At 34.8% G+C, this 17,297-nt stretch carries 21 protein-coding genes; 8 read left to right on the forward strand and 13 right to left on the reverse strand.

What is annotated here, in order from left to right:
* The first annotated feature begins 97 nt into the window (after window positions 1-97).
* Window positions 98-724 (forward strand): class I SAM-dependent methyltransferase, encoded by a 627-nt coding sequence (locus EG359_RS05060; RefSeq protein ID WP_076351353.1) that lies wholly within the window; start codon window positions 98-100, stop codon window positions 722-724.
* Between the two features lie 26 nt (window positions 725-750).
* Here EG359_RS05060 and EG359_RS05065 read toward each other — a convergent pair whose 3' ends face one another.
* Window positions 751-1,476: a LytR/AlgR family response regulator transcription factor gene (locus EG359_RS05065; RefSeq protein WP_076351351.1), complete on the reverse strand. Its 726-nt coding sequence runs from the start codon at window positions 1,474-1,476 to the stop codon at window positions 751-753.
* Window positions 1,476-2,552: a sensor histidine kinase gene (locus EG359_RS05070; protein ID WP_076351349.1), complete on the reverse strand. Its 1,077-nt coding sequence runs from the start codon at window positions 2,550-2,552 to the stop codon at window positions 1,476-1,478. The genes EG359_RS05065 and EG359_RS05070 overlap by 1 nt, the downstream gene beginning before the upstream one ends.
* 187 nt (window positions 2,553-2,739) lie before the next feature.
* On the opposite strand from EG359_RS05070, the gene EG359_RS05075 reads away from it, so the two are divergent.
* Complete coding sequence (locus EG359_RS05075) at window positions 2,740-3,174, forward strand: hypothetical protein (protein WP_228434873.1); 435 nt, start codon at window positions 2,740-2,742, stop codon at window positions 3,172-3,174.
* Window positions 3,175-3,232: 58 nt separating this feature from the next.
* Here EG359_RS05075 and EG359_RS05080 read toward each other — a convergent pair whose 3' ends face one another.
* Both EG359_RS05080 and EG359_RS22790 read right to left on the reverse strand, forming a co-directional pair.
* On the reverse strand, window positions 3,233-3,568 hold the full coding sequence (locus EG359_RS05080; RefSeq protein WP_076351345.1) for a DMT family transporter: 336 nt from the start codon (window positions 3,566-3,568) through the stop codon (window positions 3,233-3,235).
* A gap of 921 nt (window positions 3,569-4,489) precedes the next feature.
* Window positions 4,490-4,615: a hypothetical protein gene (locus tag EG359_RS22790; RefSeq protein WP_262488022.1), complete on the reverse strand. Its 126-nt coding sequence runs from the start codon at window positions 4,613-4,615 to the stop codon at window positions 4,490-4,492.
* 48 nt (window positions 4,616-4,663) lie between these two features.
* Here EG359_RS22790 and EG359_RS05085 point away from each other — a divergent pair, with 48 nt between their 5' ends.
* The 5 genes from EG359_RS05085 to EG359_RS05100 all read left to right on the forward strand — a co-directional run bounded on the left by EG359_RS05085 (window position 4,664) and on the right by EG359_RS05100 (window position 7,527).
* Complete coding sequence (locus EG359_RS05085) at window positions 4,664-5,383, forward strand: AAA family ATPase (RefSeq protein ID WP_076351343.1); 720 nt, start codon at window positions 4,664-4,666, stop codon at window positions 5,381-5,383.
* Window positions 5,380-6,129 (forward strand): YggS family pyridoxal phosphate-dependent enzyme, encoded by a 750-nt coding sequence (locus EG359_RS05090; protein ID WP_076351341.1) that lies wholly within the window; start codon window positions 5,380-5,382, stop codon window positions 6,127-6,129. The genes EG359_RS05085 and EG359_RS05090 overlap by 4 nt, the downstream gene beginning before the upstream one ends.
* 12 nt (window positions 6,130-6,141) lie before the next feature.
* Window positions 6,142-6,585, forward strand: a complete 444-nt coding sequence (locus EG359_RS05095) for a hypothetical protein (protein WP_076351339.1) — start codon at window positions 6,142-6,144, stop codon at window positions 6,583-6,585.
* A gap of 74 nt (window positions 6,586-6,659) precedes the next feature.
* Window positions 6,660-6,833: a hypothetical protein gene (locus tag EG359_RS22370; protein ID WP_164463041.1), complete on the forward strand. Its 174-nt coding sequence runs from the start codon at window positions 6,660-6,662 to the stop codon at window positions 6,831-6,833.
* A gap of 184 nt (window positions 6,834-7,017) precedes the next feature.
* Window positions 7,018-7,527: a hypothetical protein gene (locus EG359_RS05100; protein WP_076351337.1), complete on the forward strand. Its 510-nt coding sequence runs from the start codon at window positions 7,018-7,020 to the stop codon at window positions 7,525-7,527.
* 76 nt (window positions 7,528-7,603) lie between these two features.
* Here EG359_RS05100 and gcvP read toward each other — a convergent pair whose 3' ends face one another.
* Entirely contained in the window at window positions 7,604-10,462 is a 2,859-nt protein-coding gene (gcvP, locus tag EG359_RS05105) for an aminomethyl-transferring glycine dehydrogenase (RefSeq protein WP_076351335.1), read from the reverse strand.
* Window positions 10,463-10,938: 476 nt separating this feature from the next.
* On the opposite strand from gcvP, the gene EG359_RS22375 reads away from it, so the two are divergent.
* On the forward strand, window positions 10,939-11,091 hold the full coding sequence (locus tag EG359_RS22375; protein WP_162926100.1) for a hypothetical protein: 153 nt from the start codon (window positions 10,939-10,941) through the stop codon (window positions 11,089-11,091).
* 1 nt (window position 11,092) lies between these two features.
* Here EG359_RS22375 and EG359_RS05110 read toward each other — a convergent pair whose 3' ends face one another.
* From EG359_RS05110 to EG359_RS05145, 8 genes are all read right to left on the reverse strand, one after another.
* Window positions 11,093-11,740: a J domain-containing protein gene (locus tag EG359_RS05110; RefSeq protein ID WP_076351333.1), complete on the reverse strand. Its 648-nt coding sequence runs from the start codon at window positions 11,738-11,740 to the stop codon at window positions 11,093-11,095.
* Window positions 11,741-12,147: 407 nt separating this feature from the next.
* On the reverse strand, window positions 12,148-12,405 hold the full coding sequence (locus EG359_RS05115) for a hypothetical protein (RefSeq protein ID WP_076351331.1): 258 nt from the start codon (window positions 12,403-12,405) through the stop codon (window positions 12,148-12,150).
* A gap of 91 nt (window positions 12,406-12,496) precedes the next feature.
* Window positions 12,497-12,829, reverse strand: a complete 333-nt coding sequence (locus tag EG359_RS05120) for a hypothetical protein (RefSeq protein WP_076351329.1) — start codon at window positions 12,827-12,829, stop codon at window positions 12,497-12,499.
* Between the two features lie 11 nt (window positions 12,830-12,840).
* Window positions 12,841-13,395 carry an RNA polymerase sigma factor gene (locus tag EG359_RS05125; RefSeq protein WP_174567008.1) on the reverse strand — a complete coding sequence of 185 codons (555 nt, stop codon included), beginning with the start codon at window positions 13,393-13,395 and terminating at the stop codon, window positions 12,841-12,843.
* 253 nt (window positions 13,396-13,648) lie between these two features.
* Window positions 13,649-15,658, reverse strand: a complete 2,010-nt coding sequence (locus EG359_RS05130; protein ID WP_076351325.1) for a S9 family peptidase — start codon at window positions 15,656-15,658, stop codon at window positions 13,649-13,651.
* Window positions 15,659-15,829: 171 nt separating this feature from the next.
* Window positions 15,830-16,288, reverse strand: a complete 459-nt coding sequence (locus tag EG359_RS05135) for a DoxX family protein (RefSeq protein WP_076351323.1) — start codon at window positions 16,286-16,288, stop codon at window positions 15,830-15,832.
* A gap of 33 nt (window positions 16,289-16,321) precedes the next feature.
* The gene (locus tag EG359_RS05140) at window positions 16,322-16,780 is read right to left on the reverse strand and encodes an SRPBCC family protein (protein ID WP_076351320.1); all 459 of its coding nucleotides are present in this window, start codon (window positions 16,778-16,780) and stop codon (window positions 16,322-16,324) included.
* Between the two features lie 62 nt (window positions 16,781-16,842).
* Window positions 16,843-17,271: an SRPBCC family protein gene (locus EG359_RS05145; protein WP_076351318.1), complete on the reverse strand. Its 429-nt coding sequence runs from the start codon at window positions 17,269-17,271 to the stop codon at window positions 16,843-16,845.
* Window positions 17,272-17,297 lie beyond the last annotated feature (26 nt).

A 17,297-nucleotide genomic window follows, 5' to 3' on the forward strand; every position in this document is an offset into this window, starting at 1 on the left:
AAGAAAATAGTCTACATTTGGTATACTGAAGCAGAATGAGGAATATTGTTTTATTTCTAAAAAATAATTCAGATACACCATTAAAATTCTTTTGTAAATGACAGACAACACATGGCTCAACAGATGGGATAAGAGATATGGCAGCGAACAGTTTGCGTACGGAACGGATCCTAATCATTATCTAAAAGAACAACTGAACAAATTAAGCCCCGGCCGCATCCTTTTCCCGGCAGAAGGCGAAGGACGAAATGCTGTTTTTGCAGCTACAAAAGGATGGAATGTTTCTGCTTTTGACATCAGTGCCAATGGTCAGAAGAAAGCTTTTCAGCTTGCTGAACAAAACCACGTGAATATTGATTATCAGGTGGGAGAATTATCTACTTTGAATTATCAGAAAGAGCAGTTTGATGTGATCGCGCTTATTTACGCCCATTTTCCGGCATCTGTTAAATCTTCGATACATCAAATGTTGAATCAGTATCTGCGCAAAGGCGGTTTTATTATTTTTGAGGCTTTCAGTAAAAATCATCTTGAATACATTGCCAAAGATGAAAAAGTAGGAGGCCCAAAAGATATTGAATCCCTGTTTTCTATAGATGAAATTAAAGCTGATTTTCCGGATTATAATATCGTGGAACTTACAGAAACAAAGATTGATCTTAATGAAGGCTTATTTCATAACGGAACAGGCTCTGTTATTCGTTTTGTGGGTCAGAAAATGTAAACTTAATGAAGTCTTTATTGATGATTTTATAAGTCAGAATTGAGAAATCCCCCGGCATATTTTGCGAAAAAATCGGCTCTATATACTTCTCCGATTGGGATCTCAGCCTCTTCAATATATATATTATGATTATCAAAGGAATCAATATACTCTGTATTCACAACATATGATTTACTCACCCGAATAAAGTTTTCTCCGGACATTTTCTGATGGATTGTTTTCAGGTTCATTGCGGTGATGAGTTTCTGTTGCTTCGTATGCATTACAACATAATCTTTCAAGCCTTCGATAAACTTAATATCCGAAAAGCTGATCTTGTAAAACCGTCGGTCTGCCTTGATGAATAAAAAATCTGTGGTATTAGATTCTACTGTATTTTTGATCGTATCCTTAGACAAAAGTTCTGTATATAGGATTGCTTTATCTATCGCCTTTTCTAATCTTTGGGGATCAATGGGCTTCAGCAGATAGTCTACCGCTTCAAGCTCATAGCTTTTCAGTGCATATTGGGAATAAGCTGTGGTAAAGATAATCAGAGATCTCTTGGGAAGCATTTCAGCAAACTCCAGCCCTGTTACCATCGGCATTTCAATATCCAGAAAAATAAGGTCTACATCATTATCCTTAAGAAACTCCATTGCTGATGGTGCATTGGAAAATTCGCCGAGAATATCAATCTTTGAGGCTTCTTCAATCAGTGATCGCATTTCTGATCTTGCCAAAGGTTCATCATCTACTATAATACAGTTCATCATACAGGAATTATTAAATTAACGGTATATTCTTTTTGTTCTGAATTGATATTTAGCTCAAAGGTATCATTATACAACAATTCCAGCCTTCTGGTGATATTGGCAAGCCCAAGCCCGCTGTTTTTCTTATCAGAGATGATATAATCCGGATTTCTGGAATTTACACAGATAAAGTGAAGCAGCTTATCTTCAATTCTGATCTCTATTTTCACATAGGATTCTTTTCCACTGATATCTACACTATGTTTCACTGCATTTTCTACAAAGGTTGTAAATAAGTTTGGAGGAATAAAGGTGGTATTAATGGTTCTTTTATCAGCCTCAGTATGAATTTCAAAGGAAAAATGCTCTCGTCTTATTTTTTCAAGGTTCAAAAAATTGGACAGAAAATCAATTTCTGAAGTCAACAAGGTTTTTTCTTCACTGTTTTCATACAGCTGATACCTTAGAAACTCTGAAAGTTTTACAATAACCACAGATGCTTTTGCAGGATCTGTTCTTATCAAGGCCTTTACATTGTTCAGCATATTGAACAGAAAGTGAGGGTTGATCTGGTTCCTAAGCTCATTTAGCTCCATATTCAGGGTAAGATTGCTCAGTTCGTTGATTCTTTTATTATCATTGATCCACTTCTGCAAAAGCTTGATTGTAGTGGTTGTCAGAATAATAGGAATACACATTAACACTCCCTCATAGATTCCTCCTTTTTCATTCTCCCGATGAATATTATCAATCCTGAAATCAGCAAAAAGAGTTCTTAAACCATATCCGATAATATTAAGCCCTACAACTCCCAATACAACAAGTAATACCAGATAACTGAGGTATCGCGTTTTAAAGAAAAACCGAGGAACCAATATATAGGTATTAATGTAAACCATGACAATAAGTGCCATATATACAAAGAATAGCACATAAAACTGAACGGTTCCTGAATAAGGCTGCCAAAATCTGGAACTGTACAGCAAAAGAAAAAAAAAGATAAGGAATAACAGATGTCTCCGAAATCTATATTTTCTCTCCACCAGAAAGTCCATTACAAATGTTTCTTTAAATTTCCACGGGCTGTATTTCATAATATGAGGCTAGCTTTATCATTAACAAAAATAGTCATTAACGTAAATTACAACTATTTTATTATACAAAAGCCTGGTTTTATTATACTAACTATGGACATCCTGGGTTTTGTATAAAATACAAGCCATTTTGTATAAAAATAAAATCTGCCTTTGATATTCTGTATTTCTTTGTAGTCTTTAAAAAATGAGCATGGAATTAACGACTTTTCACGAATTAACAAAGGAAATATCATTGGAATGTTTTTTTATGACAGAATCTCAAAAGGAAGAAAAAGTAATACAGCTTATCGACTTGCACCACTTTGTAGAGTGCTTTGACCCGAAGATAAAAATCCTGAACTACATTCACCATTCTATTAATATTGTAGAACAAAACGGTGAAAAGAAAGGTATTCTATTTTGTGACCTAAACCACTCTTCCGTTCCGGACAGCAATGCTTCAGAAGAATTTAAAAGAAGATATGAACTCTCTGAAATCTGGTTTGTTTTTGTAGAAGAAACGTCTGCTTCCAATATAGCCAACTATACTGATGCAATTATTGAAAACAGTCTGGATATTTTTTATGATAGAATTTTTTCATTCAATTTTTTCCAATCTATTATAAAGAGGTTGAAATAAATGACAGGCAGCTAACGAGTCCTGTTTGATAATTTTAATAGACGATCAGTTTAATCAATTAATGCGTTCCCATTTTTGAAAATACATTAATAACAACTACCCCAATAACGATAAGAGCAATCCCTATAATAGCCGGTAAATCCGGAACCTGCTTGAAAGCTATAATCCCGATCATTGTTATAAAGACAATCCCGACTCCTGACCAAATAGCGTAAGTAATTCCTACCGGAATCTGACGAAGCGTTAAGCTCAAACAGTAAAAAGCACAGGCATATCCTATTACGGTAACAACAGATGGCCACAGTTTAGAAAATTCTTCCGATTTTTTCAGAAAAGTGGTGGCAATAATTTCAAATATAATAGCCAAGGCAAGAAAAATATAACTGCGTCCCATACGTGTATTCTTTTATGCAAAAGTAATAAAACCTATTTCGTTTTTCTCCTTTCCATTAATAAAGAATCCGTGAAAAACTAAATAACGCATGTGCATTTCCCAGTGGCTTAAGGTTTCATTTATGACCCTACACTCCTTTCAAAAACTTCATAACAATCTATTGATGAACACCTTAAGCCACAGAAAGATTAGTGCTTATATTTTATAAATTATAAAATACTTCCAGATTAAAGCTGGTGAGAAAGTATCTTTCTTTCCGATTTTGTCACAAATACACATGTCACTGACTGTCACGGAATCTGACAACTGCCAAAAGTTTCAGTACAAAAAAACACTGAAAAAATAAATTTTGTTAACACAGAAATCTATTTCTCGCTAAAATTTTACAACCCATTAAAACATTTTACAAGGATATTATGCGCCGCATTATTTATTATTTGTTTTATCAAGTCTAATATAGAAGTCCGCAAACCGTTAACATTTTAATATTTTTTTCAAGCCATAATAATAAATATATTAATAAATTCACAATAATACATTAACACATTGTAAACAAAAAACCAACATAAAATTAATTAAAACACCCCTAACACACTGACATACATCATAGTATTTTACTTTGGCACGTGATTTGAAAGCTGTAATATTGCAATTGAAAGATTGATAAAATAAAGTCAAATAATTAAAAATAATACAAAATGGTAACTTATATCGGTATCGCAACATGTTTAGTAGTATTCTCATCATATTTCATGACAGTAAGAAGAGAAAGAAACTAATTATTAAAACAAAAAGCCTATAGCAAAACTATACTAATTATATTGTTTTATGTTTTTACTCTGAGAAATCAGATTGCTCTTTTACCATTAGGGTAAAAGGGCCCAAAAACATAGCAAAAAGATCTTAGTTTCATAACAAATTTTAATATCCAAATGAGAAAAGCCAGACATCTGTTTGGCTTTTCTTTTTGTTTACAGATATCCCGCTTCCTCCATCGCTTTCCCGCTGGCCTAGGTATTTATTATCAATCAGGATTTTAGATCGCATTCAATAAAGCTTTATCTTTGTTAATCCAAGAATTTTTTAATCGTCATCATGAATCTTTACAACCTCATTATTCAAGACAAGGAACAGATAACCCTTAATGAAGTATTTCTCGATAAACACAACAGGGATCATCTTGTACAGCTTATTAAGGAAAATACTTACAGCAAGGAATTGCAGGAATATGGACTTCCTGTAAATAACAAGATTCTGCTTCAGGGAAGTTCGGGGTGCGGAAAAACAATGACCGCAAAGGCTATTGCCAATGCTCTAGGGAAAAATATTATCATTTTAAATTTAAGCAATATTGTTTCATCCCGTATTGGCGAAACTTCCCAGAATATTAAAATGATATTTGATAAGGCTGCAAGGGAAAGATCTGTTCTTTTTCTGGATGAACTGGACCAGATTGGAAAAGCCAGAGGCAGTGACGACAAGGATGTAGGAGAAATGAGAAGACTGGTGAACACTTTAATCCAACTCATCGATTATTACCCTGAGGACGCTCTTCTTCTCTGCGCGACTAACCATCCTGAGATCATTGACACCGCTTTATTGAGACGTTTTCAACTAAAGATCAATTATGAAATGCCGTCCAATGATTTTCTGGATACATTCTATGATAAACTGCTTGCTCAGTTTCCTGAAGACATGAGGACTATTGAAAGGAAATATTCAATTTCTTTTGCAGAGGCTAAGGACCATGCATTAACATCGGTAAAAGCAGCATTAATAACAAAACTGGAGGCCAAAGAAACCATCAAGTCATGAAAGAAGATATTCTCCATAACCTCGAAATTATCAATAACCGGATAAAAAAGGCGTGTGAAAAAGCAGGTAGAAATTATCATGAGGTTAAATTATTACTAGCCACCAAAACCGTTTCGGCAGAGCGCATCAAAATTGCCCTAGAAAGCGGACAAATCCTAATTGCTGAAAATAAAGTACAGGAGCTGAAAGAGAAGTATGAAGATTTAAAGGATATTCCTCACGAGAACCATTTTATTGGCCATCTTCAGACCAATAAAATAAAGGATATTTTAAAGTATGATGTATCTTGTATTCAGTCTCTTGATCGTCTGGAATTGGCCGAAAAACTTCATCAAAAGCTTCTGGCAGAAAATAGGACAATAGAAGTTCTTATTCAGGTGAATACATCCAATGAGGAAAGCAAGTTTGGGGTAGATCCTGATAAAGCTATTGAATTGATTAAAAAGGTCTCAGAATTTTCTACATTGAAAATAAAAGGATTAATGACCATCGGACTCTTCAGTGCAGAAACAGAACAGGTAAGATCGTTTTTTAAAATCCTGAAAAACCTACAGCAGAAGATCATCCAAGAAAATATTCCTAATGTAGAAATGAACGAGCTTTCTATGGGAATGAGCGGAGATCTGGAAACTGCCATTGAAGAAGGATCAACAATTGTACGGGTTGGAACGGCAATTTTTGGAGAGAGAATCTATCCTGATAATTATTACTGGGACGAGGGAAAAATTGAAAATAAAGGAATTTAATAGTAAAAAATCATGACATCACTTCACTATACATTTGAAAGAAAAATAAAAGGCAGAAAAACATTAAAAAATGTGACTGATGCTGTACAGAATTCTTTTATGGAAAGACAAGTAGATCATATAAATATTGACGGCAACATCATAACCGGAAAAGACAGTCTCGTGAAACTGGATTTTTCAAATAGATCTCCACTTGTGATATCTCCGGGCAAAGAATACTTTATCTATGATGAATCCACGAGAATTTTAACCTACAAGATAGAGTCTTTTTATCCTATCCTGTTTAATTTGATATACGCTGTTATTCTTTTCTTAATTTTACATTTCCTTGCTGGTCATTTGATCATAGAGACTGTAATCCCTACCCTATTTTTTATTCTTATCACATTTGTCAGCTACTTTCAATACCAATCAGTCATTGACAAGGTTTCCAGAAATCTAAATGAAAGGCCATAAAGCAGCCTCAAACTAGTCTACAAATTCGGTATACTTTTTGATCATAAAACTTTAGCAACCAAACAAATGCATTTATGATTAAAAAATTACTCTCGGGCTGTCTATTGATGACAGTATTATTCTTTTTTTCATGTGAAAAAGAAAACACACAGATGAAAAGTGGAATTTCAATTGAAACCATTTCAATGATTACAGTACTCATTATGGGTGTAGCAATTCTGGTTGCCTACAGCTATAAGAGAAGATAGCAAAATAAAATATAACAAAAAGTCACCTTTCAGTTTTTGGGAGGTGATTTTCTATTTATTTGAAAATCCTAATGAGACACACCTATCCATTTTCCATATATTTCCCTAGAACTCAAACTGCTTTTCTCTGAATATTTACTTATTTTTGACAATGTTTTTGTATAGATTTTAAACAATAAAAAACGTGAAAACTAATCATCAAAATTACCTCTTAGTATTCCTTTTATTTATTCCAAATTTCCTTTTAGCTAATGCAGGTTCTCCTATGATTTGGTTTAGTTTTTTGCATTTGATCTGGATCAATTTTATAATAGGAACATTTGAAAGCAAGCTTCTTGTAGAAAAATTTAATCTTCAAAACAGAAAATGGTTGATCATTGCAGCCAACTACATTTCTATGTTTGCAGGATATTACTTCATTGCACCTTATTTTTCTTTACTCAATGGTTATCAGGATTTTTGGGGCATGAAATCAAGAGTAGGAGAATATGAACTCGGTGGTTTCTTTACCGGCTTTCTATGTAGCTTTGGGGCAACCTTAATCATTGAGTTTACTTTTTATTGGCTTTCATTGAGAATAAAACAGAATGGATGGAAACTATTAAAACCATTCTTTGTAGTCAATCTTTTCACAAATATTATAATGCTCGCTATTTATTTTGTGATTGTTGCTTTTGGTGCAAAATGGAACTAGCTTCCGGTATCATCTTTTAAAATACAAAAATCCCTCTCATTACTGAAAGGGATTTATTATATCTAAAAAACTCAGATTACATATAAGCTTCAATAGGCTCACAAGTACATACTAAGTTTCTGTCTCCGTATGCTTCATCTACTCTTGATACAGAAGCGAAGAATTTGTGGTCTCTTACCCATTGTAGCGGATAAGCTGCCTTTTCTCTGCTGTATGGCTTATCCCAAGAATCAGAGATCACCAATTGCTCTGTGTGAGGAGCGTTTTTCAATACGTTATTTGCCGGATCAGCCTGTCCGTTTGCAATCTCGTCAATCTCATGCTTAATCGAAATTAAAGCTTCAGCAAAACGATCAATCTCAGCCTTGCTTTCAGATTCTGTAGGCTCAATCATCAAAGTTCCTGCAACCGGGAAAGAAACGGTAGGAGCATGGAAACCATAATCCATCAATCTCTTCGCTACATCAGCCACTTCAATTCCTAAAGACTTGAACTGACGGAAATCTACGATACATTCGTGAGCTACTCTTCCGTTCTCGTTTGAATATAAAATTGGGAAATGCTCAGCTAAAATTTCTTTTAGGTAGTTCGCATTCATAATAGCATGTCCTGTAGCTTTCTTCAGACCGTCAGTACCTAACATTTTAATGTAAGCATAAGAAATGTTAAGGATTAGACCTGAACCATAAGGTGCTGCAGAAATACCTTCAATTGCGTCTTTAGTTCCGATTCTGATATTTGCATTAGATGGTAAGAATGGTACCAAGTGCTTAGCAACACAGATTGGACCTACTCCAGGACCTCCACCTCCGTGAGGAATTGCAAAAGTCTTGTGAAGGTTAAGGTGACAAACGTCTGCACCAATGTTTCCAGGACTTGTAAATCCTACCTGAGCGTTCATGTTTGCACCATCCATGTATACCTGTCCTCCATGTTCGTGGATTAGGTTGGTAATTTCCTTGATGTTAGCATCAAAGAATCCGTAAGTAGACGGATAGGTAATCATTACAGCTGATAAATTAGCTGAATGTTGTTCTGTTTTAGCTTTAAGATCTTCGAAGTCGATTTCCCCGTTTTCAAGGTTTTTAACAACAACGATCTTCATTCCTGCCATTGCTGCAGAAGCTGGGTTAGTTCCGTGCGCAGACTGAGGAATCAATACTACATTTCTGTGGTGATCACCTCTTGAGATATGGTATTCTCTGATTACCATTAGTCCTGCATATTCTCCCTGAGCTCCGGAATTCGGTTGTAAAGATGTTCCTGCGAAACCAGTAATTTCAGCAAGATCTTTTTCAAGCTCTGCAATCATTTGCTGATAACCACCTGCCTGATCTACCGGTACAAATGGGTGTACACTACCCCAGTCTGCCCATGAAAGTGGCAACATTTCAGTAGCTGCGTTAAGCTTCATTGTACAAGATCCCAGAGAAATCATTGAATGCGTCAATGATAAATCTTTTCTCTCAAGACGCTTGATGTAACGCATCAATTCTGTTTCTGTATGGTATTTGTTGAATACTTCTTCTGTAAGAATTTCATCCTTTCTAAGGTTTTCTTCCGGAATGCTGTATCCTTCTTTTATTTCTAATTTGAAAGTTTGCTTGTCTTTAAACTGAGCGAAAGAAGCCATTAGATAGTTTAATTTCTCCAATGTTGTGCTTTCATTGATTGCAATACTTACAACGCCTTCTGTAAAGTAGTTAAGGTTAAGTCTGTGATCCAGCATCAATCTCACCAATCTTGCCTTTTCATCCTCAGCCATTACAATTTTCACTGTATCGAAGATAGGCTCTTCTACCGTCTGATATCCTAATGCCTTAAGACCATTCTTTAATGCATTCGCTTTAAAGTGAATCTGATCAGCGATATAGTTTAATCCTTTTGGACCGTGATAAACAGCATACATACCAGCCATTACAGCCAATAGAACCTGAGCGGTACAAATGTTAGAAGTTGCTCTTTCTCTCTTAATGTGCTGCTCTCTTGTCTGTAAAGCCATTCTTAATGCACGCTTTCCGTACATATCCTGAGAAACCCCAATGATTCTTCCAGGAATATCTCTTTTATAATCTTCTTTACAAGCAAAGAATGCTGCGTGAGGACCTCCGTAACCTAATGGAATACCAAATCTCTGTGAAGTTCCCACAGCACAGTCTGCACCCATTTCAGCCGGTGACTTTAATTTCACCAAAGCCATAGGATCACAAGCAACGGCTACCTGAAGATCTAATTTTTTATATTCTACAATGTTCTCAGTATAGTCAAGTACAATACCGTTTTTTCCAGGATATTGCAATAATACTCCATAGTAAGAAGCATCGAATGCATGAGTTTTGTGGTCTCCTATTACTACTTCAATTCCAAGTCCCTCAGCCTTAGTTTTCAAAACAGAGATTGTTTGAGGCAGTACAAGGTCAGAGATAAAGAATTTATTAGCTTCAGCTTTTTTCTGATCTTTAGTTCTGTTGTTGAAGAACATATGCATTGCTTCAGCAGCTGCAGTTGATTCATCCAATAGAGAGGCGTTTGCCAATCCGAAACCTGTAAGATCACATACTACAGTTTGGAAATTAAGAAGCGCTTCCAGTCTTCCCTGTGCAATTTCTGCCTGATAAGGAGTATATGCAGTATACCAGCTAGGATTTTCAAAGATATTTCTTTGAATAGCTGATGGTAAAAGCGTGTTGTGGTATCCGAATCCGATATAACTTGTATAATCAGTGTTTTTTGATGCCAAGTCCTTAGAGTGGTTTAGCATTTCGTATTCCGAAAGCGGTTCTGAGATCTCAAGATCTTTTTCTAACCGGATAGAAGAAGGGATAGTCTGAGAAATTAACTCTTCAATACTAGAAACGCCAAGTTTTTCCAACATCGCCTGTTTATCGGCTTCATTAAGAGAAATGTGACGGCTCACAAACTGTTCTGTATTCATTTTTATTTATTAGATTTTGTTTGTAAAAAGATGCGTAAAATTACAATTTTTTACACGATTGCACAACATCATAAAACCATAGATAATTCACCCTATCGTTCAGTTGTTTTAGATAACTTTGCTTTTGATAGTCATCGGATACGGTTTGGATTGTTTTAAACAGCAATTTTATAGATTCTATAAATAATACTCAACAATACAGCCTATTTATTATCAATAAAATAGTGAAATATTCATTGAAAAACTTTAAATAATTTTCAATGATCGTAAATTAATTGAGGAATATATTCATTTCGCCATCCTGCAAGAAATAGCCTCTTTTAGGGATTAATTATGGAGGGTCTAAAGTGATATTATGTTAAATCTGCAATTTATTATGAATGTAAAAAAAGTGAGTAACACTGCTATTCATCAGGTTTTAAGATTTTTATGAAATTTTATTAATTATATTTATTCTAAATTAATATATTTGCAGTATGAATATGATTGTCCCGTTTAAAGTTCAGCCTTTGGCTCCTGCATATGCATTCAATAATGAAGAGATGTTCTGTGAAAAGAAATCTTGCTGTAAAAAATTCAAGAAAGGGAAAAGATGCAAAAAGTGCCCCGGAAGAAAGAAAATGGCTTAGGCTAAATAAGTTCTTTTATTAGGAAGTATAAAGCAATTGCTAAAATTACAATCCCCCAAAACAACATTGTAATTTTGGACAGACCATTCTTGTTCACAGCCGTTCTCGGCTGAGACTTAAACATATCCTCTACTGTGTTTTTGAATTTCTCTGTATCATTTTCAAAAACCTCTGTAATGGTAATTCCCTGCACTACGGTTTTATGCAGAAGCGAATTTGTTGCGTGAAGCAAAAGCTGGAATTTTCCATCCTTAAATTCTGTAATCTTAAAGATTCTTTCACCATAAGGTTTCTCCAATCCGAAAGGTAATACTTTCACCACATCGGCATTACTTGTTTGCCAATTGATAATAATCTCCTCTCCTTTTTTCGCATGAATTTTATTGGCTGTAAAAGTCTTTATGACGGGCGGAACATTATATCTGAAACTTCGCTGATGGCTTTCCAGGTTCTGATCATAGGAATGTCTTCTGCCTGGGTCACTCAACGTTTCATAGGCTTCCTGAATTTCACGGAAACGGTCTGCAAAGAAATCATCATTATCGTTCTTGTCGGGATGGTATTTTAAAGACAGCTTCCGATAAGCCTTTTTGATGTCTTCTTCTGAAGCATCCTGGGATATACCGAGAAAATAGTAGTAGTCTTTCATTGAGCAATACAAAAATAAGGATTTATTTTTCTTTGTGTTTTATATTTCCGGTAAAAATTTGCTAGAAGAAAAGCTCTAAAAGTCATTGCGAATCAAAGATGAAGCAATCTCAACATGATTTTTATATTGATGATTGGAAATTGCAAAGACACAAAAGGTTTTATAAGATCGTTGCTTTTAAGGCGCAAGGATTTTATCTTCAATAAAATTTCAATGGTACCTTTGTCATTTCTAGTATAGAAAGAAATCTAAACATAGTATTAGAATAATATTCACGCAGATTTTGCAGATAATTATGTATCAATATTATCTGTGAGAAAGTATAATCTATTAAATAAAAAATTCCGGCGCGGGAAGCTCTGCTTCCCGCGCCGGAATTAAACAATTTCAATTTAGTCTTTTACGAATTATGCTTCGCAGGTATTATCTTTTCTGCAGCATCTTGAAGCAAATTCCTTTTTGAATTTTCCCTTCAATGCCTCATACTCTTCATTATTCATCTCCCTGATCTTGTCAGCCAATCCAAATGGGGATTTTTCTTTGATTCCGTATTCATCAAAAATACCCTTAATAAATCTTTTTCTTTGTACTGCTTTTTTAGCGATTAAAGCTACACCCACAACGGCTAGTGCTCCAAGAGCACCTTTTAATGCTGAATTTTTCATTTTTTCAAAATTTTAAATTTTACTACTTCTTGTTTTTTATATAGACGAATGAATTTTAATTTTACTTTACTACTTTTTTAAAATTTTCAAATTATTCGTTGTTTCTGTTGAAGAATCCTCCGGAGCATTTATTCTTCCATACTTCCTTGAATTTTTCTTTTTCTTCGGGCGACCATCCTTCCATGCTCTGTCTCATTTTTCTTTCCTTGAAGTCTCTCATTCCCTTACCAAAATGAAAACCTCCGAAAAGGATCTTACTTAAGATCAATATTCCCATAGACTGCCAGAATGTAATGGCCTTTACTCCTAAAATTTCCGGAAGCAGACAATTCCATAGCATCATTACAATCCATGTAACGGCTAATAAAATTAATGGTGGACATAAGAATAAAAAAATCCAGCTCTTTTTGTGTTTATGATTCATAATTTCTTTTTCTAACTTTTTAAATCTTCGTATAGTCTTCTCAACCTGTTTCTCAAATGCTTCACAGCATAGTTTTTTCTACTGATGATAGTTTTGATGTTTTCTCCTTGTTCATCAGCGATCTCCTGGAGGGTTTTGTCGTTTAGTTCATTTTCTACGTAAACCAACCTTTGTTTCTCAGGAAGCTCATCCAATGCTTCAAACAGTTTTTTCCAGATCTCATCCTGAAACATCTTTACTTCAGGACCTGCGCTATCATCCATCAATAAAATATCCTTAATGGAAAAACTACCGTCTTCATCTTCGTAAACAAAATCTTCAAGATTTTCTGTTTTCTTTTTACGATAACGATCTGTAATCTTATTCGCAGTGACCCTGTAAAGCCAGCCTCCTACATTTACAATCTCGGAAAGATTGGTAATGCTACTGAACTGATACCACACTTCCTGCAGAATATCTTCTGCATCCTCTGTGTTTTTCACTTTGGGACGAATATAGGACATCAGCTTTCCTCCGTAGTTGGAAACGGTCTGCGAGATGATGCTTTCTTTCTCTTTCTGTGGCATTGTTATTTTTTCGACAACCTCCATATTGCTATGACGACTGTCTTCTTGGTTTTACTTTAATAAATTTATAATATTTTTCTAAGAATTCAATTTTTCTTTTATCCATCGGCTTTTCATTTCATAAAATATTTTTTCATTATTTTTTATACTTAACCTCTTTGCATTTTTTCCCAACTTCCAACTTCTCAATAATGACAAAAAAGAAACGGAAGACACAATATCCTCCGTTTCCATCATTATAAAAATTTTAAACTTACTTAGCCTTATTGAAATTTTCAGCAAAGAATCCTAGCATCGATTTATAAAATTCGATTCTGTTTGGTTCTTTTCCGAATCCGTGTCCTTCATCATATTTTACCATGTAAGGTACTTCAAATCCTTTAGCACGCATAGCTTTCACAATCTGATCAGATTCATTGATATTTACTCTAGGGTCATTAGCACCCTGAACTACAAACAATGGTTTCTTTATCTTATCAATCTGGAAGACAGGTGATACTTCCTTGGCAATTTTAGCTTCTTCAGGGTTATCTAAATCATACCAGATTTGTTTTACCATTTCTTTGTAAGGTTTCCAGTATTCCGGGAATGATTCGAAGAATGTAAAAATATTAGATACTCCTACATAATCTACTCCACAAGCATATAAATCCGGTGTTTTGATCAAGCCCATCAAGGTAGCATATCCCCCGTGGCTGCCTCCGTAAATTGCAATCTTATCTTTATCTACCCATCCTTGGCTGATGGCGTATTTTACTCCATCTTCCACGTCATCCATTGCTTTTCTTCCAATCTGCTTATACCCTGCTTTTTGGAATTCTTTTCCATAACCTCCTGAAATTCTGAAATTCACCTGAAGTGTAGCATACCCTCTGCTTGCAAACAGTTGGCTTTCCGGATTGAATCCCCAATCATCTCTGATTCCCTGAGGACCACCATGTGGGTTCACAATTAAAGGAACCTTTTTGCCTTCCAATGCTGCTTTAGGCAGGGTAATATAACCACGAATCGTTAGTCCATCTCTACTTTTAAATTCAATTGGTCTCATTTCTGCCATATCCTCTTCTTTCAACTGTGGCATCAGGTTATAAAGAAGCTTTGTTTGCTTAGTCTTTGTGTCATACTCGTAGTACGTTCCGTATAGCTTATCGCTTCCTACTACTACAAGAAGTTTATCATTATTATCATCTGAAGAAACGATACCAAATTCCTTGTCTCCAAACTGAGATTTTAGCTTATCATCAATTTCTTTATAGAATTTACTTACCGGAACCGTTTCTCCTTTTACGCCGTTATAGCTAACGTAATCCAGTTCATAATTTCTGTTTTTACCGGCAACACTTATTGAGCTTACATCATAAACAGGATTGGAATAAACCTCCTTAATTACAGCATTTTTCTTTAAATCATATAAAACAATCTTTGCTTTATCACTGTCTAGATTAGTGACCACATAAGCTTCGCCTTTGTTCTTGGAATTATCATTAAATCTGACAATACTGAATGTATCAGACCAATCCGTTGATTTAATCAGATTGAATTTCCCTGTCTGCAGGTCTTTATAGTAAGTCTTCGTTGTTAATCCGTTTTCAAGAATAGTATATCCTCTTAAATTTCCGTCTTTATCAAAAATATAGTCGTCAATAGGGCTATTGGCATCTTTATTTTCATACAATTGGGTTATTTCTCCTGTTACGAAGTTAACTTTATAGGGTTCAAAGATCTGTTTATTATTCTTATTCATTGTAACTACAACGAAGTCTGTATCTTTTATTGGAATAATTGAGCCTAATGTAATCCCGTCAAATGGAGTTAAATCCTTAAGATTACTACCATCAGTATCCGCAGCATAAAGATGAATATTCTCATTACCCCCTTTGTCTTGCGTATAGAATAAACGGTTTTTGTTCAACCAGCCATATGCTTTTATCAGGTCATCTTTTTCTACAATGGCCTTGGTAATTTTCCCTGTACCTAATTCTTTAACATAAACATGATTTTTGCTGTCTTTGTCTTTTTCTTTATAGGAAAGAAACTTTCCATCCGGCGATATTTTAAATTGGGAAGCCTTTGGTCTTGCAAAGTAATCTTCAACTTTATACTTGAAGTTTCCTTTGTCATAAGAAACAAGTTTCTCTAGATTAGCCTTGGTAGACGGAAGCGTGGGATCTCCCGGAAGTTTGGATGTAGAACTCTGTGCATTCATCATAATAGCGGAAAGTACAATATAAGCTGTACCGAAAATTTTGGAATTTAGATTCATAACTTATGCTTTAAAGTTAAAACTATTGGTTGCATTTAATCTTTTAATTAAAAAAATTAAAGCTTTTATATATAAGACAGCTTAAACCTCAAAACGTTACATAATTTAAGCATTATTTTTCTAAAAAAAACAAATAAATAAAAAAAGACAGCTTTAGAAGCTGCCTTATATCTAATGTAAATAAATTCCGAAATACCAGGTCCACGCTATTAAAATGATCTGCATAGGAATCCTTTGAGCGTAAAGATATTGCATCCCCGGGCCTGTATAATCTGCCTTAAAAATATTAATATTCTTTTTGGAAGAATTGATGTTAGCTACAAAAACCAACACATAAAAAATGATTAATAAGATTGCCGTTATCTCCCGAATGGAGGGAATCATTAACCCTATTCCCGCTGCAATTTCTAAAAGTCCGGTAAAATATACCCAAAACATTTTGCCGGGAATAAACTCAGGGATCATCATCGCCATTCCTTTCTGAAACTTAAAATGAGAGAAACCTGTAAATATGATGAATACAGCCATTCCAAGGTTTCCTGAGAATACGAAGTCTGGTTTCCCTTGAAAAACTGTGGTTCCAAGCAAAGCCAATATAAATGTTCCGAATAGGATTACTAATAATTTCATAGGTATTTAAATTCAAATAATAAGGAATGTAATTTATACTGAAGTAAGATTGACTCTCTCTGCGAGGCTTTTTACCACGATCAATCCTTTTGTAAAACCTGTATTCATATGATCTCGCCATTGTTTCTCGACCTGAACCTCAGCATGAAGCTTTGTTTTTCCCTCATAATCGGTTAGAAAATACTTTTCAAAGCAACCATTCCACTCCATTACCTCTTTGCTTTGGGTGTCTTCTACTCCGTTTTCTATCATTCCCAGGTGTTTAAAAACTATTTGGTTAGGTTCATCCAGACTGTCTATAGTAGAGACCATTCCGTCTCCCTTGTCATTTAGAAAGTATGTTTTACCATCTACTTTCCAGTCAGACTTCATGATAGATGATCCTGCACCGAAATACTGCGTCCATACGCTATATGTTTCAGGGCTCCAAAGAATGTCCCAGACTTTTTGCAAGGGAGCATCAATTATTGTTTCGTAAGATAGGGTTTCCATATTTTAAAATTTTGTGATTTATTACGATACTTCCCAACCCACATGACTTACTTTCAACTGATTTAAAGTTGGTTTTCCGAAAGATGTTTAATAATCATCTGTGCTTTGGGAAATTTTTCTTCAAAAAATTCTTTAAACTCCTCGGGAGAGTGAATTTCAGTTCTCAATAGAGTTCCGTTATCATTTTCCTCTAAAAAGTAGGTTTCCGTAGCATCTCCCCAATCCTTAGGAACCTCAATGCCATCATAAATTTCTCCCAGATGCAGAAATTTTATTTCCTCATTAGGGATAATTTTTTCAATTCTGCTGTACATCCCATTGTGCTTGGGATCAAAAAACTTGATGATATTATTCTCTTCCAGAGTTCCTTCGTAAAAAGAGCCTTCCGCAAAAGCAGTTGACCATTGTCTGTAAGTAATATCTCCCCAAAGGACACTCCATACTTTTTCGGGTTCTGCATTAATCTCTATTTCATATGATAATATCTCCATACCTGTAAATTTTGAATTTGATTATG

It is taken from the genome of Chryseobacterium joostei, assembly GCF_003815775.1.
Taxonomy (GTDB): Bacteria; Bacteroidota; Bacteroidia; order Flavobacteriales; family Weeksellaceae; genus Chryseobacterium; species Chryseobacterium joostei.

What these genes read in the sequence shown, in the direction of transcription:
- EG359_RS05060 (WP_076351353.1), top strand. Translation starts at nt 98, where the DNA reads ATGACAGACAACACATGGCTCAACAGATGGGATAAGAGATATGGCAGC.
- EG359_RS05065 (WP_076351351.1), bottom strand. Translation starts at nt 1,476, where the DNA reads ATGAACTGTATTATAGTAGATGATGAACCTTTGGCAAGATCAGAAATG.
- EG359_RS05070 (WP_076351349.1), bottom strand. Translation starts at nt 2,552, where the DNA reads ATGAAATACAGCCCGTGGAAATTTAAAGAAACATTTGTAATGGACTTT.
- EG359_RS05075 (WP_228434873.1), top strand. Translation starts at nt 2,740, where the DNA reads ATGAGCATGGAATTAACGACTTTTCACGAATTAACAAAGGAAATATCA.
- EG359_RS05080 (WP_076351345.1), bottom strand. Translation starts at nt 3,568, where the DNA reads ATGGGACGCAGTTATATTTTTCTTGCCTTGGCTATTATATTTGAAATT.
- EG359_RS22790 (WP_262488022.1), bottom strand. Translation starts at nt 4,615, where the DNA reads ATGCGATCTAAAATCCTGATTGATAATAAATACCTAGGCCAGCGGGAA.
- EG359_RS05085 (WP_076351343.1), top strand. Translation starts at nt 4,664, where the DNA reads ATGAATCTTTACAACCTCATTATTCAAGACAAGGAACAGATAACCCTT.
- EG359_RS05090 (WP_076351341.1), top strand. Translation starts at nt 5,380, where the DNA reads ATGAAAGAAGATATTCTCCATAACCTCGAAATTATCAATAACCGGATA.
- EG359_RS05095 (WP_076351339.1), top strand. Translation starts at nt 6,142, where the DNA reads ATGACATCACTTCACTATACATTTGAAAGAAAAATAAAAGGCAGAAAA.
- EG359_RS22370 (WP_164463041.1), top strand. Translation starts at nt 6,660, where the DNA reads ATGATTAAAAAATTACTCTCGGGCTGTCTATTGATGACAGTATTATTC.
- gcvP (WP_076351335.1), bottom strand. Translation starts at nt 10,462, where the DNA reads ATGAATACAGAACAGTTTGTGAGCCGTCACATTTCTCTTAATGAAGCC.
- EG359_RS22375 (WP_162926100.1), top strand. Translation starts at nt 10,939, where the DNA reads ATGAATATGATTGTCCCGTTTAAAGTTCAGCCTTTGGCTCCTGCATAT.
- EG359_RS05110 (WP_076351333.1), bottom strand. Translation starts at nt 11,740, where the DNA reads ATGAAAGACTACTACTATTTTCTCGGTATATCCCAGGATGCTTCAGAA.
- EG359_RS05115 (WP_076351331.1), bottom strand. Translation starts at nt 12,405, where the DNA reads ATGAAAAATTCAGCATTAAAAGGTGCTCTTGGAGCACTAGCCGTTGTG.
- EG359_RS05120 (WP_076351329.1), bottom strand. Translation starts at nt 12,829, where the DNA reads ATGAATCATAAACACAAAAAGAGCTGGATTTTTTTATTCTTATGTCCA.
- EG359_RS05125 (WP_174567008.1), bottom strand. Translation starts at nt 13,395, where the DNA reads ATGCCACAGAAAGAGAAAGAAAGCATCATCTCGCAGACCGTTTCCAAC.
- EG359_RS05130 (WP_076351325.1), bottom strand. Translation starts at nt 15,658, where the DNA reads ATGAATCTAAATTCCAAAATTTTCGGTACAGCTTATATTGTACTTTCC.
- EG359_RS05135 (WP_076351323.1), bottom strand. Translation starts at nt 16,288, where the DNA reads ATGAAATTATTAGTAATCCTATTCGGAACATTTATATTGGCTTTGCTT.
- EG359_RS05140 (WP_076351320.1), bottom strand. Translation starts at nt 16,780, where the DNA reads ATGGAAACCCTATCTTACGAAACAATAATTGATGCTCCCTTGCAAAAA.
- EG359_RS05145 (WP_076351318.1), bottom strand. Translation starts at nt 17,271, where the DNA reads ATGGAGATATTATCATATGAAATAGAGATTAATGCAGAACCCGAAAAA.